Consider the following 18,918-nt stretch of genomic DNA (forward strand, 5'->3'; position numbering starts at 1 on the left):
GTGACTTCGCCTGCCTCGACGGAACCCGTTCCGCCCCAGCTCAGCGCGGGGCCGCGCCCCGCAGCGGGCCCGGCCGCCGACGAGGGGCTGGCGCGTCGGCTGCGCGCGCTCGCCTGCACCGCCCCGCTGCACGACCTGGACGTGCGCAAGGCGAACCTCGCGGGGGAGTACTCGGTCTACGCGATGGCGGAGGTCGCCCTCGCCTCCATCGACCTCGTCACGCTGAACATGGACTTCGACACCGGCGCCGACCACGAGCAGATCGTGGCCAGGCTGACCCCGCGCGTCGCCGCCCAGGCGCCGGGCCGCCCGGCCGCGGAGCACGAGCGGGTGGCCCGCTGGGTCCTGGAGAACCTGATCAACGTCGGCAGCGTGGACCGCGGCTTCCGCGCGGTGTACGGCACCTTCAGCCCGGACGGCGTCTATGTCCGCCGGGACTACGACTTCAAGCTGATCGAGGAGGTCCCCGGGTACGGGGGCAGCGTCTACCTCCGCACCACCGACGAGGCCGTGAACGTGCTGGTGGGCGCGCTCGACACGGATGTCACCAGCGCCCAGATCGCCGCCGAGGTGAAGCTGGAGGTGCTGATCAGCCGGGGCCGCCTCGCCGACGCCCAGCTCGCCGCCGAGCAGGCCCGCTACCGCACCGTGCAGTACGCGGAAACCCTGCGCCGCACCCTGGAGGCGACCCGGCGCAACGTCCGCGCGGTCGACTGGCTGAACGCGGTCCCGGACATGATCGCGGAGGCGCTCGACCACGTCGCCGACCGCTACCGGCACGAGAACGCGATCCTCACCAACATCCGCAAGGCGCGGGACGAGGCGGAGGAGCCCGAGAACAAGCGGCGGGCCGCCGAGCTCGTCGACATCGTCAAGGACTGCATCCGGCGCCACACCCAGTTGCAGTCGCGGCTGCTGGAGGCCGGGCCGCTGTTCCGGGCCGAGCAGGACCGCCAGGCCTTCGCGCGCCCGGCCGCCCGGACCGGCCTCGATCTGTACGGGCAGCTGGTCGCGCCCCTGCTGCCGCTGCCCGTGGAGGACGCGTCGCGGGTGACGGACGCCTTCTTCGCGCGCGGGACGGGGCTGCGGACGCCGGTCTCGGTGCGGGTGGCCGACCTCGTCGACATACTGCTGACGCCGCCGATGGAGCGGGAGCACCTCGGCGCGGAGATGCCCGAGCCCGATCTGATCGCCACGCCGGACGACAGCCGCTTCAGTGAGGAGCAGCTCGCCGCGGCGATGGAGCTGCTCGACCTGGAGCACGACGCGCCGCGCCGCCTCTCCGGCCTCCTCGCCGAGGCCCGCGGCCTCGACCCCGACCTGCCGTACCTGGTCGCGCTGCTGGCGGTCCACGCCGCGAGCCCGCCGGTCGGCACGGCGTACCGCCAGGGCGAGGAGCGCCTGCTGTTCGCCGTGGACGACGGGACGCAGCTGGACGACCCGGAGTTCGGCGGGGCGGATCTGATCGTCGGAACGGCGCGGCTGGACGCGGCGGGGATGGCGGCGGACCGGGAGGCGGCGTGATGTCCACCGCCCCGCCCCTTCCCGAGACCCTCCGGGGGTGGGTGGGGGTGAGGCCGGTCCCCTGGGGGCTTCGCCCCCGGACCCCTCTGCGGGGCCTGCGGCCCGCTTCTGTGGTGACCTGCGGGCCGGTGGGGACTGGCCGCGCGGTTCCCCGCGCCCCTTAGGCAACAGCGGCCCCAGCCACCTCCGGCCCCTCGGGCGTCCGAGAGCGGGGTCCGGGGCGGAGCCCCGTTCCTTCAGGGGCGCAGGGAACTGCGCGACCAGCCCCTACCGACCTATCGACCTACCGACGCACACGCCGCAGGCGCCCCCACCCCGCACCGCACCCCCCACCGCACACCCCCCGCAAGGAGTAGCCCCGTGACCGACCACCACCCCGAGCGCGAGCCCGAGGCCGGCGACGGTCTCGTCGAGGTGTCCCGGGACGGGGGCGAGCGCCGGATCACCCCGGGCGACGCCGCCGACGCCGCCCGACTCGTCGCCTTCGGCCTCCAGCCCAAACTGCTCCCCGCCCGCGACGCGGAGTACGCGGAACTGCTCCGCCGCCACCGCGAGGACCCCGCGTTCGCGCGGCTGGCCGACGCCGTCGCCGCCGGGCTCGGCCTCGTCGTCCTGGAGGTCTCCCCGCGCGCCGGCATGGCCGTGACCGCCGCCGAGGACTCCGTCTTCGCGGTCCGGATGGGCGACTACGCCCGCCGCGCCGCCACCGACGCCGCCGACCGCTTCCTGCACGGCCTCGCGCACCTCGCCGTGGCCGCGATGGCCTTCCCCCGCCCCGAGGACCTGGCCGACGACGGCTACATCGGGCGGATCACCGTCAACGGCGTCGACGCGTTCGTCCGCCAGGCCTGCCGCCGGCTGGAGGAGAAGGCCGCCGAGCAGGGCGAGAACACCGACCCCGAGACCGGCGCGCCCGGCCTGGAGGCCGCCTGGCGCATCTACGCCCGGCGCAGCTCGACCGGCGCCACCAAGGACGCCCGCCGCCTCGCCGGCTCCACCACCGGCATCGTGGCCAAGGCCGTCGCGTTCCTCACCGAGTCCGGCTTCCTCCAGCGGACCGGCGACGACGCGGGCGGCGCGTACCGCACGACCGCCCGCTATCAGCTCCAGGTCCGCGACATGGCCGGCAGCGCCGCCCTCGCCGAGCTCCTGGAGCTCGGTGTCGTCGCGGTCAGCGACGGCACCGCGACCCTGCTGCCGCCCCCGGACGGCGACGACCTCGACCTGGCCGCCGACGCCGGGCTCCCCTTCCACGCCTGACCGGCGCCCGTCCGCCGCCACGCCCACCCACCCGCCACATCCACGAGAGTCCGCCATGTACGAGCTGTCCCGGGTCCGCCTCTACTCCATCGGTCCCGCCGGTGCGCGTTACGCCGACACCGTGCTGGACCTGCGAGGCGTGGGCGCGCCCGTGCCCCACCCGGCGCCCGCCCAGGCGGAGTTCTTCGAGGACGAGCCGGTCGGCCCGCCCCGCCGCCCCGCCCCCGCGGGCGTCCTGTTCCTGGAGAACGGCGGCGGCAAGTCCGTCCTGCTCAAGCTGATCTTCTCGGTGATGCTGCCCGGCCACCGCAACACCCTCGGCGGCGCCAGCTCCGGCGTGCTGCGCAAGTTCCTGCTCGCCGACGACTGCGGCCATGTCGCCCTGGAGTGGCAGCACACCCTCACCGGCGAGCTGGTCGTCGTCGGCAAGGTCAGCGAGTGGCGCGGACGGCAGGTCTCCAACGACCCGCGGAAGTTCGCCGAGGCCTGGTACTCGTTCCGGCCGGGCCCCGGCCTGAGCCTGGACTCGCTGCCGGTCGCCGAGTCCAGCGCGATGCGCCCCACCGCCGAGGGCGCCTCCGGTGCCCAGGGCAGGCGCCGCACCATGAAGGGCTTCCGCGACGCGGTCACCGAGGCGGGCAAGGCCTATCCGCACCTCGACGTGGTGTGGGAGGAGATCCACGACCGCTGGAACGAGCACCTCGGCGACCTGGGCCTGGACCCCGAACTTTTCCGCTACCAGCGCGAGATGAACGCCGACGAGGGCGAGGCCGCCGGTCTCTTCGCGGTCAAGAAGGACTCCGACTTCACCGACCTGCTGCTGCGCGCGGTCACCGACACCCGGGACACCGACGGCCTCGCCGACCTGGTCAGCGGCTTCGGCAACAAACTGGGCCGGCGCGCCGAGCTGACCGCGGAGCGCGACTTCACCGCGGGCTCGGTGGACCTGCTCAACAAGATCGTCGAGGCCGCCGAGGCCCGCTCCCGCGCGCGTGACATCCACGCCGGGGCCGAGCGCCGTACCCGTACGCTGGCGCGCAGGCTCTCCGCGCGCGCCGGGCAGGAGCGCGGGCGCGCCACCGACCTCGCCGCCCGGGTCACCGCCGCCGCGCATACCGTCACCGAGGCCGAGCGGGCGCGCGGCGGCAGCGCCCTGATCGCCTCCGAACTCGCCTACCGGCACGCCTCGCTGGCGCTCGCCGTCGCCGAGAAGGCCGCCACCGCCCAGCGCCGCGAGCTGGCCGACGCCCGGACGCTGCACTCCGCCTGGCAGGCCGCCGAGGCGGTGCTGCGCCACCGGGCCGCCGCCGACCGCTCCGCGCGCGTGGCCGCCGCGATCCGGGAGGCCGAGCGGGACGCGGCGCCCGCGCTCGCCGCCCGCGCCACCGCCGCCGCCGATCTCGTACGGGCGCTGCACACCGCCGCCGAGGACGGCGAGCGGCTCGCGGCCGAGGAGGAGGAGCGGTCCGCCGCGCTCCAGGAGGCGAGCGAGGCCGCCCACCGCGACGCCACGGCCGCCGCCACCGACGCCCAGCGCGCCCGCAGCGAGGCAGGGCATCTGCGCCAGCGCCTGGGCGAGGTCGAGCAGGAGACCGCCGAGGCCGTGCGGGCGGGCTGGCTGGACGACAGCGCCCCGGACGCCGACCCGGCCAGGGCCGCGCTCGCCGCCAGCGACGCCGAGAAGACGGCGGTCGCCGCCTGGGACACCGCCCGCGAGAGCGCCCGTACGACCGCCGACCGCGCCCGGGAGGCCGCCGCCGCCGAGGCGCGCGCCGAACTGGCCGCCGCCCGCGCCCAGGACGCGGCCGAGGCGGCGGGCAACGCCTACGACGCCGAGCGCCGCGCCGCCGAGTCCATCGCCTCCGAAGAGCGCCTCGCCGAGCTCCTCGGCCTCCCCTCCGCCCCGGCGGCCGGGGTCCCGCAGCCCCGTAATGCGACCATGTACGCGGCGGAGGCCGTCCACGCGGCGGTCCGCGGCACCCCCGCCCCCTCGGCCCCGGACGGCGCGGACACCCCGCTGACCGCCGAGGAGCTGGACCGCCAGGCCGACGAGCTGCGCCGGCTCCTGGACCAGAACATCGCCTCCGCCGAGCGGCAGCTCTTCGAGCTGCGGACCGCCGCCGCCGACGACTCCCGCATCCTCGGCGCGCTCGGTGACGGCGGACTGCTGCCGCCGGGCCCCGATGTGCTGGCCACCGTGGAGTACCTGGGCGAGCACGGCATCCCGGCGCTGCCGGGCTGGCGCTACCTCGCCCAGGCCGTCGACCCGGCCGACCACGCCTCGGTGCTCGCGGCCCGGCCCGAGCTGGTCGACGGTGTGGTGATCACCGACCCGGCCTCGCACGTGCGGGCCCGCGAGGTGCTGGCCGGGGCCGCGCTGCTGCCCCGGTCGGCGGTCGCCGTCGGCACCGCCGCCGCCCTGCTCGCCCCGGTGCCCCGGCAGGGCGCGGGCGCGGGGGACAGTGAGGTCTTCCTCGTCCCGCCGAACCCCGCCATGCACGACGAGCACGCCGCCGACGAGGAGCGGCAGGCGCTGCGCACCCGCGCCGCCGCCCGCGACGAGGAGATCCGGGTCCTCGCCGCGCGCCTCGCGGGCGACCGCGGCCTCGCCGCACGGCTCGGCTCCTGGCGCGCCGACTGCCCGCCCGGGATGCTCGACGAACTCGCCACGGCCGCGCGGGACGCGCGCGAGGCGGCCCGGACCGCCGTGGAGGAGCTCACCGAGGCCCGTACGGCACGTGCGGAGGCCGACGAGGCCGCCGCCGAGGCGGCCCGGGTCCGCGACGAGCGCCAGGAGGCCGCCCAGCGCGCCCGCCGCGCCGCCGACGCGCTGGCCGGGCTCGCCTTCCGGCTGCGCGAGCGCGCCGGCTGGCAGGCCACCCTGCGCGAACTGGTCGACGAGGCAGCGGAGTCCGAGGCCCGCGCCCAGTCCCTCCTGGAGCGCGCCCGGGCCGCCGACGAGGACCGCCGTGCCGCCCAGCGCGCCGCCGACGACGCCCACCGCACGGCGCGCGCGCTGCGCGCGGAGCGCGCCGAGATCGCGGGCGCCCCGGAGACCCTGCCGGAACCGGACCCGGACGCCCCCAGGACCGCGCTGCCCGCCCTGCGCGAGGCCTACCGGGCCGCGTCCCAGCTGTACGAGAAGGTCGGCGTCGGCGCCGACCTGCGCGCCGAACAGGCGCGCGCGGAGAGCGACGAGAGCGCCGCGCTCGCCGAACTGGACCGCCTCACCAACAAGGTCCGCACCCGCGCCGCCCAGCTGCTGGAGGGCACCGACGGCGCCGACGGCCCGTCCCGGCAGGCCGCCGCCGCCCGCGCCGAGTCCCTCGTCCAGCTCCTGGAGACCAGGGCGTCGGCGGCGAGCGAGCAACTGGGCCGGCTGCGCGGCGAGGCCGAGCGCCTCGCCCCCGAGGACGGCGCGGCCCACACCGAACTGCCCGAGGAAATGGTGCCCGGCGACGCCGAGCAGGCACAGTCCCTCCTGCGGACGGCCACGGCGGAACTGGCCGCCCGCACCGACGCGTTGGAGACCTCGCGGGCCGCGCACGCCGAGCTCCTGACGGCCCACCGGGCCGCCGAGGACGCGGCCGGGGGCTTCGAGGAGACGGCCGCGCTCCTGCGCGACCTGCTCCGCGACCACCAGCAGGAGGAGGACGAGCGGGAACCCGAGCCGTTCCCCGGCGACCTCGCCGAGGCGCGCCGGTCGGCGGCCGAGGCACGCCGGTCGCTGCGCGGCTGCGCGGGGGATCTGTCGGCCGCCGAGGCCGCCGTCCGCGAGGCCTCGGACATCCTGGTCCGGCACGCCAACGCGACCCGCTACGAGCAGGTGCGCACCCCCGCCCGCCAGCAGATCCGGGAGCTGCCCGCCGCCGCGCTGCCCGAGCACGCGGCGGCCTGGGCGACGGCGTTCGCGCCCCGGCTGCGGGTCCTCACCGACGAACTGGAGCAGCTGGAGCGCAACCGCGACTCGATCGTGGACCGGCTGCGCGGACTCGTCGAGTCGGCGCTGACCACCCTGCGCTCGGCCCAGCGGCTCTCGCGGCTGCCGGAAGGGCTCGGTGAGTGGTCGGGGCAGGAGTTCCTGCGGATCCGCTTCGAGGAGCCGGACCAGGCGACGCTGACCGAGCGTCTGGGCGAGGTCGTCGACGAGGCCACGCGCGCGGCCCTGAAGAAGAACTCGGACATGCGCCGGGACGGGATGTCCTTGCTGCTGCGCGGAGTTTCGGCCGCCCTGGAGCCGCGCGGCATCGCCGTGGAGATCCTCAAGCCGGACGCGGTGCTGCGCGCCGAGCGCGTCCCGGTCGGGCAGATGGGCGATGTGTTCTCCGGCGGGCAGTTGCTCACCGCGGCGATCGCGCTGTACTGCACCATGGCCGCGCTGCGCAGCAACGACCGGGGCCGCGACAAGCACCGCCACGCGGGCACGCTGTTCCTGGACAACCCGATCGGCCGGGCCAACGCCACATATCTGCTCGAACTCCAGCGGGCCGTGTCCGACGCGCTGGGCGTGCAGCTCCTGTACACCACGGGTCTGTTCGACACCACGGCGCTCGCGGAGTTCCCGCTGGTCATCCGGTTGCGCAACGACGCGGACCTGCGGGCGGGGCTGAAGTACATCAGCGTGGAGGAGCATCTGCGGCCGGGTCTGCCGGCCGACCCCGACGGATCGGTGCACGGGGAGATCACGGCGACCCGCATGTTCAGGAAGCCGGCGTGAGAAGAAGGGGGGGGCCGCGGCGCCCCCCTTCTTCTCACGCTCCCGCGGCCCCGCTCAGGCCGCGTCGGCCTTCATCATGTCCGCGCACTTCTCGCCGATCATCATCGTCGTGATGCACGGGTTGACGGTGACCAGCTCCGGCATCACCGAACCGTCGGCGACGCGCAGTCCGCTGACGCCCTTGACGCGCAGCCGGGCGTCGAGCGGGGCCATCGCGTCGTCGTCGGCGCCCATCTTCACCGTGCACGCCGGGTGGTAGACGGTGTTGTGCGTGGTGCGGATGTACTCGAACAGCTCGTCGTCGGTGCGCACGTCGGGGCCGGGCGCCAGCTCCGCGCCCGCCCAGTCCGCGAGCGCGGGCTGCGCCACGATCTCCCGGGCGAGCTTCAGCCCGTACGTCATCACCCGTACGTCGTGCTCATGGGTGAAGTAGCGCGGGTCGACCATCGGCTTGTCGCGGTAGTCGCGGGTGCGCAGCCGTACCGTGCCGCGCGACTTGGCGCGGGTGACGTTCGGCGTCAGACAGAACGCGTTCTCGCTGGTCGGGTAGCCGTGCCGGGCGGTGTTCATGTCGAACGGCACCGAGCCGTAGTGGAACATCAGGTCCGGCCGGTCCAGACCCGGCTCGGTGTCCGCGAAGATGCCGATCTCCCACCACTGGTTGGAGCGGGTCGGCATCGGCCGCTTGGCGTCCCACATGATGACGCCCTCGGGGTGGTCCTGGAGGTTCTCGCCGACGCCCGGGGAGTGCACCAGCGTCGGGACGCCCACCTCGCGCAGATGGTCGGCGGGGCCGATGCCGGAGAGCATCAGCAGTTTGGGCGTGTCGATCGAGCCGCAGCTGACGACGACCTCGCGCCGCGCGGAGACGGTACGGGTGTGGATCAGGTCGGGGTCCAGGTACTCCACGCCCGTACAGCGCCGGTCCTCACCGATCACCAGCCGCTTGGCACGGATTCCCGTCCGTACGGTCAGATTGGGACGCTTGCCGATGATCGGGTGCAGATACGCGACCGACGACGACTGGCGGATGTTGTTCTCGTCGGAGTTGATCTGGAACCAGTTGGCGCCTCTGATGACCGTACGGCCGGTGTTGAACGGCGTGGTGGGGATGCCCGTCTGGGCGCACGCGTCGAGCAGCGCGCTGCCGCAGGGGTCCTCGCCCTTGATGGTGCGCAGCTTCACGGGACCGCTGCGGCCGTGGTGCTCGCCCGGCGCGTCGTTGTTCTCCAGCCGTTTGTAGAGCGGGAAGACGTCCTCGGCGCCCCAGCCCGTACAGCCCCCGGCCGCCCAGCCGTCCAGGTCCTCGGCGGGCGCCCAGAAGGCTATGCAGGAGTTGTGCGAGGAGCAGCCGCCGAGCACCTTGGCGCGCGCGTGGCGCATCATGCTGTTGCCGCGCTCCTGCGGCTCGACCGGGTAGTCCCAGTCGTAGCCGGATTCGAGCAGCCCCATCCAGCGCTCCAGGCGCAGCACGTTGTCGTCGCCGACGTCCGAGGGACCGGCCTCCAGGACGCACACCGTCACCGAGGGGTCCTCGCTGAGCCGGGCCGCGACAACGTTGCCCGCGGTGCCGCCGCCGACGACGACGTAGTCGAACTCTTCCGTGGCCACAGGGGTGTTGGCCTCGTTCATGATTGCTTCGCTCCTTGCTTCAGCCGGTGGCGGCGGCGGGGTTCGCGGTGGTGGCGGTGGGGTCGGTGTCCTGCTTCTCGGCGGCGTGGTCGGCCAGGACGCCGGTGCGGTGGCGCTGGACGAACCAGTAGTAGGCGAACCCGCCGACGGTGACGGCGCCGACGAACAGCACCCCGCCCCAGCGCAGGTACCAGTGGTACGGGGCCGCCGCGTTGTAGACGGCGGCGCGCGGCCACAGCAGGTTGACCGTCATGCCCGCGCCCCACAGCACCGCGAGGATGTTGACGGGCAGACCGAAGCGGCCGAGCGAGAAGCGCCCGGGGGCGGGCTGCCAGGTGCCGCGCAGCCTGCGGACCAGCATGGGCATCGTGACCAGCAGATACGCCACGTAGATCATGATGATCGCGATGCTGGTGACGACCGAGAAGATCTGCGGCTGCTTGATGTTGACCAGCAGGATGCCGATGGCGACGAGGCCGCAGACCACGGCGGGCGCGATCGGGGTCTGGAAGCGCGGGCTGATCCGGGCGAGCCGGCTGCCGCCGGGCAGGTTGTTGTCCCGGGCCATCGCGAACATCAGCCGGATGCCGGCGGTGTGCACGGCGAGCTCGCAGACGACGACCGCGATCACCACACACCACAGCAGTGCCTGGCCCATGGTGTGGCCCAGTGTGCTCAGGACGACGTACTGGAGTCCGTCCACGGAGAGTTCGGGCGCGCTCAGGTCGGGCGTCGCCAGCAGCGCGCACAGCAGGATGAGGCCGCCGATGACGAACGAGGCGATCAGCGCCCGCAGGATCGCGCGCGGCGCGTTGCGGCTGGGGTCGACCGCCTCCTCGCCGAGCGAGGACGCGGTGTCGAAGCCGTACATGACGTACGCGGAGGCGAGCGACGCGGTGAGGAAGGCGCCGAAGTAGCCCAGGTTCTGGCCGGCGCCGATGCCGTGGGTCTCCACGATGGCGCTGGGGCCGCGGGTGATGTGCGCGGCCAGCAGGATCACCAGGATCACGGCCGCGACCAGCTCGATGAAGACGCCGGCGGTGTTGATCCGGGCCATCAGCTTGACGCCGAAGGCGTTGACCAGGGTGGTGAAGAGGACCAGCCCGCAGGCGAGCACCACGGCGTTGGCCGCCGCGTCGTACTTCCCGCTGCCGTCGCCGACGAACTGGAACCACGAGGAGATCTGAGGAAGCGTCAGCTGGAGGGCCAGGGCGACGGCGGCCAGCGACACCATGCTCGCCAGCGTCATCATCCAGCCGGCCAGCCAGCCGACGTGCGGACCGCCCAGGTTCTTGGCCCAGTTGTAGACCGATCCGGCCACCGGGTAGCGGGCGGCCAGCTCGCAGAAGCAGAGCGCCACCATCAGCTGGCCGACGAAGACCAGCGGCCACGACCACCAGTAGGCCGGGCCGCCGAGGCTGACGCCGAAGTAGAACATCTGGAACGTGCCCGTCAGGATCGAGATGTAGCTGATCCCGGCGGCGAAGGTGTGGAAGTTGCCGAGGGTGCGCTTGAGGCCCGGCTTGTACCCGAGTTCGGCGAGCGCGGCGTCATCGGCGTCGGCGCCCGCCGGGGCTGGGGAGGGAGAGGGCGACGGGGGACTGGTGGCGGTCATCTGGATCACTCCTCGTACGGGGTCGGGCGGCGGGAGGGGCAGGGGGCCGGCGAACGGCGGCCGTTCGCCGGCCGGGCCGCTCAGTCGAACCAGCGCTGCGGGCGCGGGTCGGTGTTGCGCCAGATGTGCTTGATCTCCTGGTACTCCGCGAGCCCGGCGAGGCCGAGCTCGCGGCCCGTCCCCGACTGCTTCATCCCGCCCCACTCGGCCTGCGGGACGTACGGGTGGAAGTCGTTGATCCACACCGTGCCCGCGCGCAGCCGGGCCGCCACGCGGCGCGCACGTGCCTCGTCGCGGGTCCACACGGCGCCGGCCAGGCCGTAGATCGTGTCGTTGGCCAGGTCGAGGGCCTCGTCCTCGTCGCGGAACCGCTCCACGGTGAGCACCGGCCCGAACGACTCCTCGCGGACCACGGACATCGAGGCCGTGCACTCGTCCAGGACCGTGGGCAGGTAGTAGTGGCCGTTCGCGAGCGCCGGGTCGTCGGGGCGGGCGCCGCCGCAGCGCAGCACCGCGCCCTCGGCGAGCCCGTCCGCCACGTACGCCTCGACCTTGGCGAGATGGGCGGCGGAGATCAGCGGGCCGGAGCGGGCCTGCTCGTCGAAGGGGCCGCCGAGCCTGATCTCCCGTGCGCGGCGCACCACTTCGTCGACGAAGCGGTCGTGCAGCGAGTCCTCGACCAGCAGGCGGGCGCCCGCCGAGCAGACCTGGCCGGAGTGCAGGAACACGGCGGTCAGCGCGTAGTCGACGGCCGTGTCGAAGTCGGCGTCCGCGAAGACGATGTTGGGGTTCTTGCCGCCGAGCTCCAGCGCGGTGCGCTTGACGGTGGCCGCGGCCGACGCCATCACGCGCCGCCCGGTGGACAGTCCGCCGGTGAACGACACCAGGTCCACGCGCGCGTCCTCGGTGAGGGGCGCGCCGACCGCGGGGCCGGTGCCGAGGACCAGGTTGGCGACGCCCTCCGGCAGCCCTGCCTCGGTGAGCAGCCGCATCAGGATGATCGCGGTGTGCGGGGTCAGCTCACTGGGCTTGAGGACGAAGGTGTTGCCCGCGCCGATGGCGGGCGCGACCTTCCAGGCGGTCTGGAGCAGCGGGTAGTTCCACGGCGTGATCAGCGCGCAGACGCCCACCGGCTCGACGACGGTACGGCTGTCGGTCTCCGGGTTGCCGGTGTCGACGACCCGGCCCGGGTCCTGCGAGGCGACCAGATGGCCGAAGTGCCGGAAGCAGTTGGCGATGTCGGCCATGTCGTACTCCGACTCGACCAGCCGCTTGCCGGTGTCCAGGGACTCGGCGCGGGCCAGCGCGGCGGCGTCACGCTCGATGAGACCGGCGACGCGCAGCAGGAGCGCGGCCCGCTCGGCGGCCGTCGTCCGGGGCCAGGGGCCCCGGTCGAAGGCCTCACGGGCCGCGGCCACCGCCGCCGCCGCGTCCTTGGGACCCCCCTCGTCGACCACGGCGACCGGCGAGCCGTCCGCCGGACAGCGGATCTCGCGGGTCTCCCCGTCGACGGCGGCGCTCCACCGGCCACCGATGAACAAATCAGGCATGACGCTCCTTGACTTCTGGTCACGAACAGAGGCGCCGCTACCCAGGTACGCACACTTCAGGCATGTGACGATGCCGATAGTTTGAGCGGCGGAACCGCGCGGGAACCGCGGTGTTCAGGGGCCGTCCGGGTCGGGTCCCAAGTGCTCCAGGACCCACTGGTGGAAGGCGCGTATGTGGTGTTCGCTGGGCACCAGCACGCCCCCTTCGCGGTACGCCCGCGAGTCCATGGCGGGCTGGGTGCGCTCGCACGCCTCGAAGTCCTGGAGATTGACGCGGTGGAACAGCTCCACCGACCGGGAGACGTCGGCCCCGTCCGCCACCACCCGTGGCGCGTACAGCCAGTCGCACTCGACGACCGTACGGTCCACGGCCCGCGGGAACATCCGGTGGACGATGACGTGGTCGGGCACCAGGTTCACGAACACCTGCGGTTTCACGGTGATCGCGTAGTAGCGGCGGTCCTGTTCGTCCGCGAGGCCCGCCAGACGTCCGAAGCCCGCGCCGCCGTCCACGGTGAACCCCTCGGCGCCGCGTGCGAAGGCGGCGCCGTGGCCCACGTAGTACTGCGCGGCGAAGCCCTTGGCGAACTCCGGCAGCACATGGGTGAGTTCGGGGTGGATCGTGGCGCAGTGGTAGCACTCCATGAAGTTCTCGACGATCAGCTTCCAGTTGGCGGCCACCTCGTACGAGATCCGGCGGCCCAGGGCCAGTTCCGCCGCCCCGTAGCGCTCCACCGCCGCCGGGTCGCCCAGACGCTCGGTGGCGGCGCCGACCACCGTGTCCTGGAACGACGGCGGCTCCTCGGCCGGGCACACCCACGCGTAGCCGAGCCACTCGCGCAGCGCGACCCGCAGCAGCCCGCGCTCCTCGCGGTCCACGTCCGGCATCCGGGCCAGGTTCGGGGCCGCCACCAGCCGCCCGTCGAGGTCGTACGTCCAGGCGTGGTACGGGCACTGCAAGGTGCGCCGGACCCTGCCGCTCTCCTCGGCGCACACCCGGGCGCCCCGGTGCCGGCACACGTTGAGGAACGCGCGCAGGGCGCCCTCGCGGGTCCGCACCACCAGCACGCTCTCGCGGCCCACCTGGACCGTGCGGAAGGCGCCCGGCCGGTCGAGGTCGGCGGCGCGCACCGCGCAGAACCACAGCGCCTCGAAGATCCGCTCCTGCTCGCGGGCGAAGACGGCCGGGTCGCAGTAGTAGCGGCCGGGCAGCGTCCGCAGCAGGCTCAGCGTGCGCTCGGTGGCCCCGGCGGTCACCGCGCGCCCCCCGCCGCGCCCGCGCCGGTCCCGGCAGCCGCGCCAGCGCCGAACCGGAGCGGGTCGAAGAGCCCGATCGGATGGGCCGTGCCGCCGTCCAGGGCCAGATCGGCGAGGATCTCGCCGACCACCGGCACGAACTTGAAGCCATGCCCGGAGAAACCGCAGGCCACGGTGGTGGTCTCGGGGTGCGCGGGGTGCCGGCCGATGATGAAGTGCTCGTCCGGTGTGGTCGAGTACATGCAGGTCACCGCCCGCAGGAACGTTCCGGGCAGGGTGGGGGCCACCTGGCGCATCGCCGACGCCATGTCCTCGGCCTCGGCCGGGGCGACCGTACGGTCGAGGGTGTCCGGTGTGCAGGGGGCGCCGTTCTTGCGGAAGAACGCGGTCTTGACGCCGCCCGAGGGCCCGTCGATGGCCGGGAAGCCGTACACCTGGACCCCGTCCGCCTCCTCCCACACGAAGACCGGCTGACGCCCGGGGAGGAAGGGTTCGGTGCCGCCCTCGGGCCCGAACCAGTACATGACCTGCCGTTCGACGCGGACCGGCGCCCCGAGGTCCGCCAGCAGCTCCGGCGCCCAGGCGCCCGGACAGACCACCAGCTGCCCGGCCGTCCAGCTGCGCCCGGCCGTGTGGACGCGGACCCCCCGGCCGCCCGGCAGCTCCTCCCAGCGGGTCACCGGCTCCTCGAAACGCAGCTCGGCCCCCGCCCCGGCCGCGAGCCCGAGGTGGGCCGCCACCATGGCCTCCGGCCGCAGCAGCCCCGCCCGCGTCTCGTAGAGCGCCACCTCGTCGTCGCGCGGGCTCATCGTCGGGAAGCGGCGCCGGATCTCGTGGGCGTCCAGCATCTCGTGCGGCAGATCCCACGCGCGGGCCGAGCGCACCGCGCCCGCGACCGTACGGCAGTCGGGACGGCCCACCATCATCCCGCCGCACAGCAGCGCGATCTCGCGCCCGGAGTCCCGCTCGACCTGCTCGTACAGCTCGTACGCCCGCAGCAGCAGCGGCACGTACGCCGGGTCCTCGAAATAGGACTGCCGGGTGATGCGCGAGCCGCCGTGGCTGGAGCCGTGCGCGTGCGCCGGCCCGAAGCGCTCCAGGCCGAGGACGCGGGCCCCGCGCGCGGCGAGGTGCCGGGCGGCGGCCGAGCCCATGCCGCCCAGGCCGAGGACGATCACGTCGTACGTCGGAGCCATGTTTCCTCCCGGAGGGTCGGTGCCCGGCCGGACCCGACTGGCGCGTTACGGGTCGACGCGGTGCCGTTCCACGCATGGGCCGCTCGGCGCCCGGACCCGCCGGGCCCGGCCCTCACCGCATGAGGTGCGTCATCCGCGGGTCGAACAGGGGTTCCTCGGCGACGGTCGCGGGGACCTTCTCACCGAAGTACTCGACATGGACCGCCGTGCCCGGCGCCGTCACGGGCAGCCACGCGTACGCCACGCACCGGCCGATCGTGTAGCCGTACGCGGCACTGGTGACATGACCCGCGGGCACACCGTCGACCAGCACCGGCTCGCCCCCGAGGACCACCGCCGACCGGGAGTCCAGGGTCAGACAGGTGAGCCTGCGGGTCACCGCCGCCGGATCGCCCAGCGCGGCCCGGCCCACGAACTCGCCCTTGCCGGGCCGGACCGCGAAGCCGAGCCCCGCCTCATAGGGGGTGTGCTCGCTCGTCATGTCACGGCCCCAGGCGCGGTAGCCCTTCTCCAGGCGCAGCGACTCGAACGCGCTGCGGCCCGCCGCGACCACGTCGAGCCGCTGCCCCGCCTCCCAGAGCGTGTCCCACAGCCGCAGCCCGAGATCGGCGCTCGTGTACAGCTCCCAGCCCAGCTCGCCGACGTAGCTCAGCCGCAGGGCCGTGACCGGGACGTTGTCGAGGACCGTCTCCTTCGCCCGGAAGTAGCCGAACGCGCTGTGCGAGAAGTCGTCGCGGGTCAGGGGCTGGACCAGGTCGCGGGCGAGCGGACCCCACACGCCGACGCAGCAGGTGCCGGAGGTGATGTCCCGGACGGTGACGGTGTCCGGCGCGTGCGCGAGCAGCCAGTCCAGGTCGGCGGGGGAGTTGGCGCCCACCTGGAAGCGGTCGGGGCCCAGACGCGCCACCGTCAGATCGGACCGGATACCGCCCGCCCCGTCCAGCATCAGGGTGTACGTCACCGAACCCGGCTTCCTCTCCAGCTGGTTGGTGGTCATCCGCTGGAGGAACGCCAAAGCGCCGCGTCCGGTCACCTCCAGACGCCGCAGCGGCGTCATGTCGTAGAGCGCGACCCGCTCCCGGGTCGCCTTCGCCTCGGCCGCCGCGACCGGCGACCAGTACCGCGCCGACCAGGCGTCGCGCACGGGGATGTGCAGCCCGTCCACCAGGGGCGCGTTCGTCTCGTACCAGTGCGGTCGCTCCCAGCCGCCGCCCTCCAGGAAGTACGCCCCGAGCTCACGCTGGCGCGGGTGGAAGGGGCTCGTCCGCAGCGGGCGCGGACGAGCCGGCGGCTGGAGCGGATGGACGATGTCGTACACCTCGACGAAGCTCTGCGCCGAGCGCTCCCCGACGTACCGGTCCGTGAGCTGGACGTCCTCGAAGCGCCGGATGTCGCAGGCGTGCACGTCGAGCGAGGGGCGCCCGTACGTCATCCACTCGGCGACTGCCCTGGCCGCCCCCGCGGAGTGCGTCACCCACACCGCCTCGGCCAGCCAGAACCCGCGCAGCTCGCGGGACTCGCCCAGCAGCGGCATACCGTCGGGCGTGAAGGAGAAGACACCGTTGAAGCCGTCCGCGACCGCGCTGTCCGCGAGTTCGGGCAGCAGCGCGGTGGCGTCCTCCCAGCTGGGCGCGAAGTCCTCGGGGGTGAAGGCGAGCGAGGAGGGCATGACCGGCGCGTCGTCGTACGCCGGGACCGCCCACGGGTCCACCGGCAGCGGCCGGTGGGCGTAGGAGCCGATGCCCAGCCGTGCTCCCTGGGCGTCCGTGTGCGTACGGAAGTACAGGTCGCGGTCCTGGTGGCGCAGGATGGGCAGGGCCGCCGCCCGCGCGTTGAGTCCGGGCAGCGGGGCGGTCCGCACGTACTGGTGGGCGAGCGGCAGCAGCGGCACGGCCACCCCGGCCGTCCGGCCGATCACCGGGCCCCAGAAACCGGCCGCCGAGACCACCAGATCGGCCGGGAAACGGCCCTGGTCGGTGACGACCGCGGTGACCCGGCCGTCCTCCTGTTCGACGGCGGTGACCTTGTGGCGCGCCAGGAACCGGGCGCCCCGGGCCTGGGCGCGGGCCTGGAGCGCCCGGGAGGCGAGCAGCGCGTCGGCGATCCCGTCGTCGGGGGTGTGGAAGCCGCCGAGGACCTTCTCCCCGGCGAGCAGCGGCCACAGCACCCCGCACTGGTGGGTGGTGAGCAGCTCGCCCCGGACGCCGTGGGCGGCGGCCAGCCCCGCCTTGCGGTGCAGATCGGCCCAGCGCTCCGGGGTGGTGGCGACCTCCAGACCGCCGACCGCGCGGAAGCACGGCTCGCCCGCCACGCTCAGCCCGCGGAGGGTGTCGACCGTGTACACGCCGAAGGCCGTCATGGTCCGGGAGACATGTGTGCGGAAGACCAGGCCGGGCGCGTGCGAGCTGGAGCCGCCCGGCGCGGGCAGCGGGCCCTGCTCCACGACGGTGACGTGCGACCAGCCGCGCGCGGTGAGCTCGTCGGCGAGCGAACAGCCCACGATCCCGGCGCCGATGATCACCACATGCGCGTGGGCGGGGTCGGGGGCGGGGGTGGTGCGGACCTCGTGAGACACGGCCTCACCCTCCTGTTGCGCAGAGCACTACCGGTTGCGCGATGTGAGACATCCTGAGGAAGGCCCGGGGGAGCGTCAAGAGGGTCGGACCGGTCGCGGCCGAAGGGTCCCGGGAGGGGGAAAGCGCCTGGCCGGAAAGGGTTGTGACGTTTGGTCAGGCCCGTGTTACCCGGGATGGCCCATGCGACGCGAGAGGTCCCGGGCGGCCTCCCGGACGCGCCCGGCGACCTCCGCGAGCGTCTCCTCCGGCAGCCGGTACACCGGGCCCGAGACGCCGATCGAGCCGACCACCGAGCCCTCATGGCCGCGCACCACCGCGCCCACGGCGTTGAGCCCGTCCTCGAACTCCTCGGCCGTCCGGGCATACCCCCGCTCCACCACCTCGGCCAGCTCGGCGCGGAGCACGGCCGGATCCGTGACGGTGTGCGCGGTGAAGCGCGCCAGCCCCTGGCCGAGCAGCGCCTCCCGGCGCTCCTCGGGGAGGTGGGCGAGCAGCGCCTTGCCGCTCGCCGTCGCGTGCAGAGGGGTGCGCCGGCCCAGCCAGTTGAAGGCCGTGACGGCAGCCGCGCCGCGCGCCTGCGTGATGTTGACGGCCGCGTCGCCGTCGAGCACGGCGACGTTGGCGGTCTCGCCCGTGGCCTCGGCGAGCGCACGGCAGACCGGGACGCCCTCCTGGGAGATGTCCAGCCGCACGGCCGCCGCACCGGCCAGCCGCAGCATCCCGGCGCCCAGGAAGTACTTCCCCCGCTCCTTCTCCCGGCCGACCAGACCCCGCCTCTCCAGCGCGTCGAGCAGCCGGAACGCGGTCGACTTGTGCACCCCCAGCTCATCGGCGATCCCGGTGACCCCGGCCTCGCCGAGCCGGGCCAGCGCCTCCAGCACGCTGACCGCGCGGTCGACCGACCGCAGTGATCCGTCGCCCCGGCGTCTGCCCGCGACCGCGTCCGGCTCCCGCACCTCACCCACCAGCACTCCTCGGGGCCGCTATGCCCGGGAGAGGCTGCCCGCCTTGTGCTGCCCCATGCGGCCGGCGCCCGGCCGCTCGGTCGCCCCGGCCGCGTGGCGCACCCGCCTCCGCTCCCGGCGCCGCTCGCGCGCGGTGCTGCTCGGCACCGACACCACGCCGTTGCGCTGGTTCCACACCTGGCGGGTGACCCAGACGTCCAGGACCGCCCAGGTCGCCACGACCGTGCTCGCCACACTGCTGAGGACCATCGGGAACGCCAGCCAGGAGCCCGCCATCGTGCACAGGAACGCGATCACCGCCTGGATCAGGGTGAACGCGACGATCAGCACCGACCGCACGGCCGCGTCCCTGATCGGGTCGGGCAGCCGTGGCCGCACCGCGGGCTCCTCCACCCACAGCGGCGGCAGTTCACCCCCTCGCGCGCCCCGAACCGTCTCACCGTCCGCACACATGCCTTCAGTGCCCATGCATACTCCCTCCCCACCATCGGCGCATCGATGCGTGCCGATTCGCACGGGTCCGTACATCCCCGTCGCAACCCCCGTACAGAAGGACGAACCAAACTCCCCCAAGATTCCCGGGATTTACGGGAAAGGCAGAATTCCAGCCAACCGGTCGGCGGAGG

At 74.1% G+C, this 18,918-nt stretch carries 11 protein-coding genes; 3 read left to right on the forward strand and 8 right to left on the reverse strand.

Annotated elements, in window-relative coordinates:
* From ACZ5ID_RS25460 to ACZ5ID_RS25470, 3 genes are all read left to right on the forward strand, one after another.
* Nucleotides 1–1,524, forward strand: a complete 1,524-nt coding sequence (locus ACZ5ID_RS25460) for a hypothetical protein (protein ID WP_468902112.1) — start codon at nucleotides 1–3, stop codon at nucleotides 1,522–1,524.
* A 414-nt stretch (nucleotides 1,525–1,938) separates the two neighbouring features.
* Nucleotides 1,939–2,784 (forward strand): hypothetical protein, encoded by an 846-nt coding sequence (locus ACZ5ID_RS25465; protein ID WP_468902199.1) that lies wholly within the window; start codon nucleotides 1,939–1,941, stop codon nucleotides 2,782–2,784.
* A 55-nt stretch (nucleotides 2,785–2,839) separates the two neighbouring features.
* Nucleotides 2,840–7,501 (forward strand): hypothetical protein, encoded by a 4,662-nt coding sequence (locus ACZ5ID_RS25470; protein ID WP_468902115.1) that lies wholly within the window; start codon nucleotides 2,840–2,842, stop codon nucleotides 7,499–7,501.
* Nucleotides 7,502–7,555: 54 nt separating this feature from the next.
* Here the strand turns inward: ACZ5ID_RS25470 and ACZ5ID_RS25475 are convergent, their stop codons facing one another.
* From ACZ5ID_RS25475 to ACZ5ID_RS25510, 8 genes are all read right to left on the reverse strand, one after another.
* Nucleotides 7,556–9,133 (reverse strand): GMC family oxidoreductase, encoded by a 1,578-nt coding sequence (locus ACZ5ID_RS25475; protein ID WP_468902118.1) that lies wholly within the window; start codon nucleotides 9,131–9,133, stop codon nucleotides 7,556–7,558.
* 19 nt (nucleotides 9,134–9,152) lie between these two features.
* Nucleotides 9,153–10,748, reverse strand: coding sequence for an APC family permease (locus tag ACZ5ID_RS25480; protein WP_468902121.1), 1,596 nt, complete (start codon nucleotides 10,746–10,748; stop codon nucleotides 9,153–9,155).
* 80 nt (nucleotides 10,749–10,828) lie between these two features.
* Nucleotides 10,829–12,298, reverse strand: a complete 1,470-nt coding sequence (locus ACZ5ID_RS25485) for an aldehyde dehydrogenase family protein (RefSeq protein WP_468902124.1) — start codon at nucleotides 12,296–12,298, stop codon at nucleotides 10,829–10,831.
* A 114-nt stretch (nucleotides 12,299–12,412) separates the two neighbouring features.
* Nucleotides 12,413–13,555, reverse strand: coding sequence for an aromatic ring-hydroxylating oxygenase subunit alpha (locus tag ACZ5ID_RS25490; protein ID WP_468902126.1), 1,143 nt, complete (start codon nucleotides 13,553–13,555; stop codon nucleotides 12,413–12,415).
* Complete coding sequence (gene solA / locus ACZ5ID_RS25495; RefSeq protein WP_468902129.1) at nucleotides 13,552–14,751, reverse strand: N-methyl-L-tryptophan oxidase; 1,200 nt, start codon at nucleotides 14,749–14,751, stop codon at nucleotides 13,552–13,554. Before solA ends, ACZ5ID_RS25490 begins: the two co-directional genes overlap by 4 nt.
* 112 nt (nucleotides 14,752–14,863) lie before the next feature.
* A complete protein-coding gene (locus ACZ5ID_RS25500; RefSeq protein WP_468902132.1) occupies nucleotides 14,864–17,326 on the reverse strand; it encodes a GcvT family protein in 2,463 nt (820 codons plus the stop codon).
* A gap of 165 nt (nucleotides 17,327–17,491) precedes the next feature.
* The gene (locus ACZ5ID_RS25505) at nucleotides 17,492–18,292 is read right to left on the reverse strand and encodes an IclR family transcriptional regulator (protein WP_468902134.1); all 801 of its coding nucleotides are present in this window, start codon (nucleotides 18,290–18,292) and stop codon (nucleotides 17,492–17,494) included.
* An 18-nt stretch (nucleotides 18,293–18,310) separates the two neighbouring features.
* Nucleotides 18,311–18,745, reverse strand: coding sequence for a hypothetical protein (locus ACZ5ID_RS25510; protein ID WP_468902202.1), 435 nt, complete (start codon nucleotides 18,743–18,745; stop codon nucleotides 18,311–18,313).
* Between the last annotated feature and the right edge of the window lie 173 nt (nucleotides 18,746–18,918).

The sequence above is a fragment of the Streptomyces sp. NPDC031670 genome (assembly GCF_055580545.1).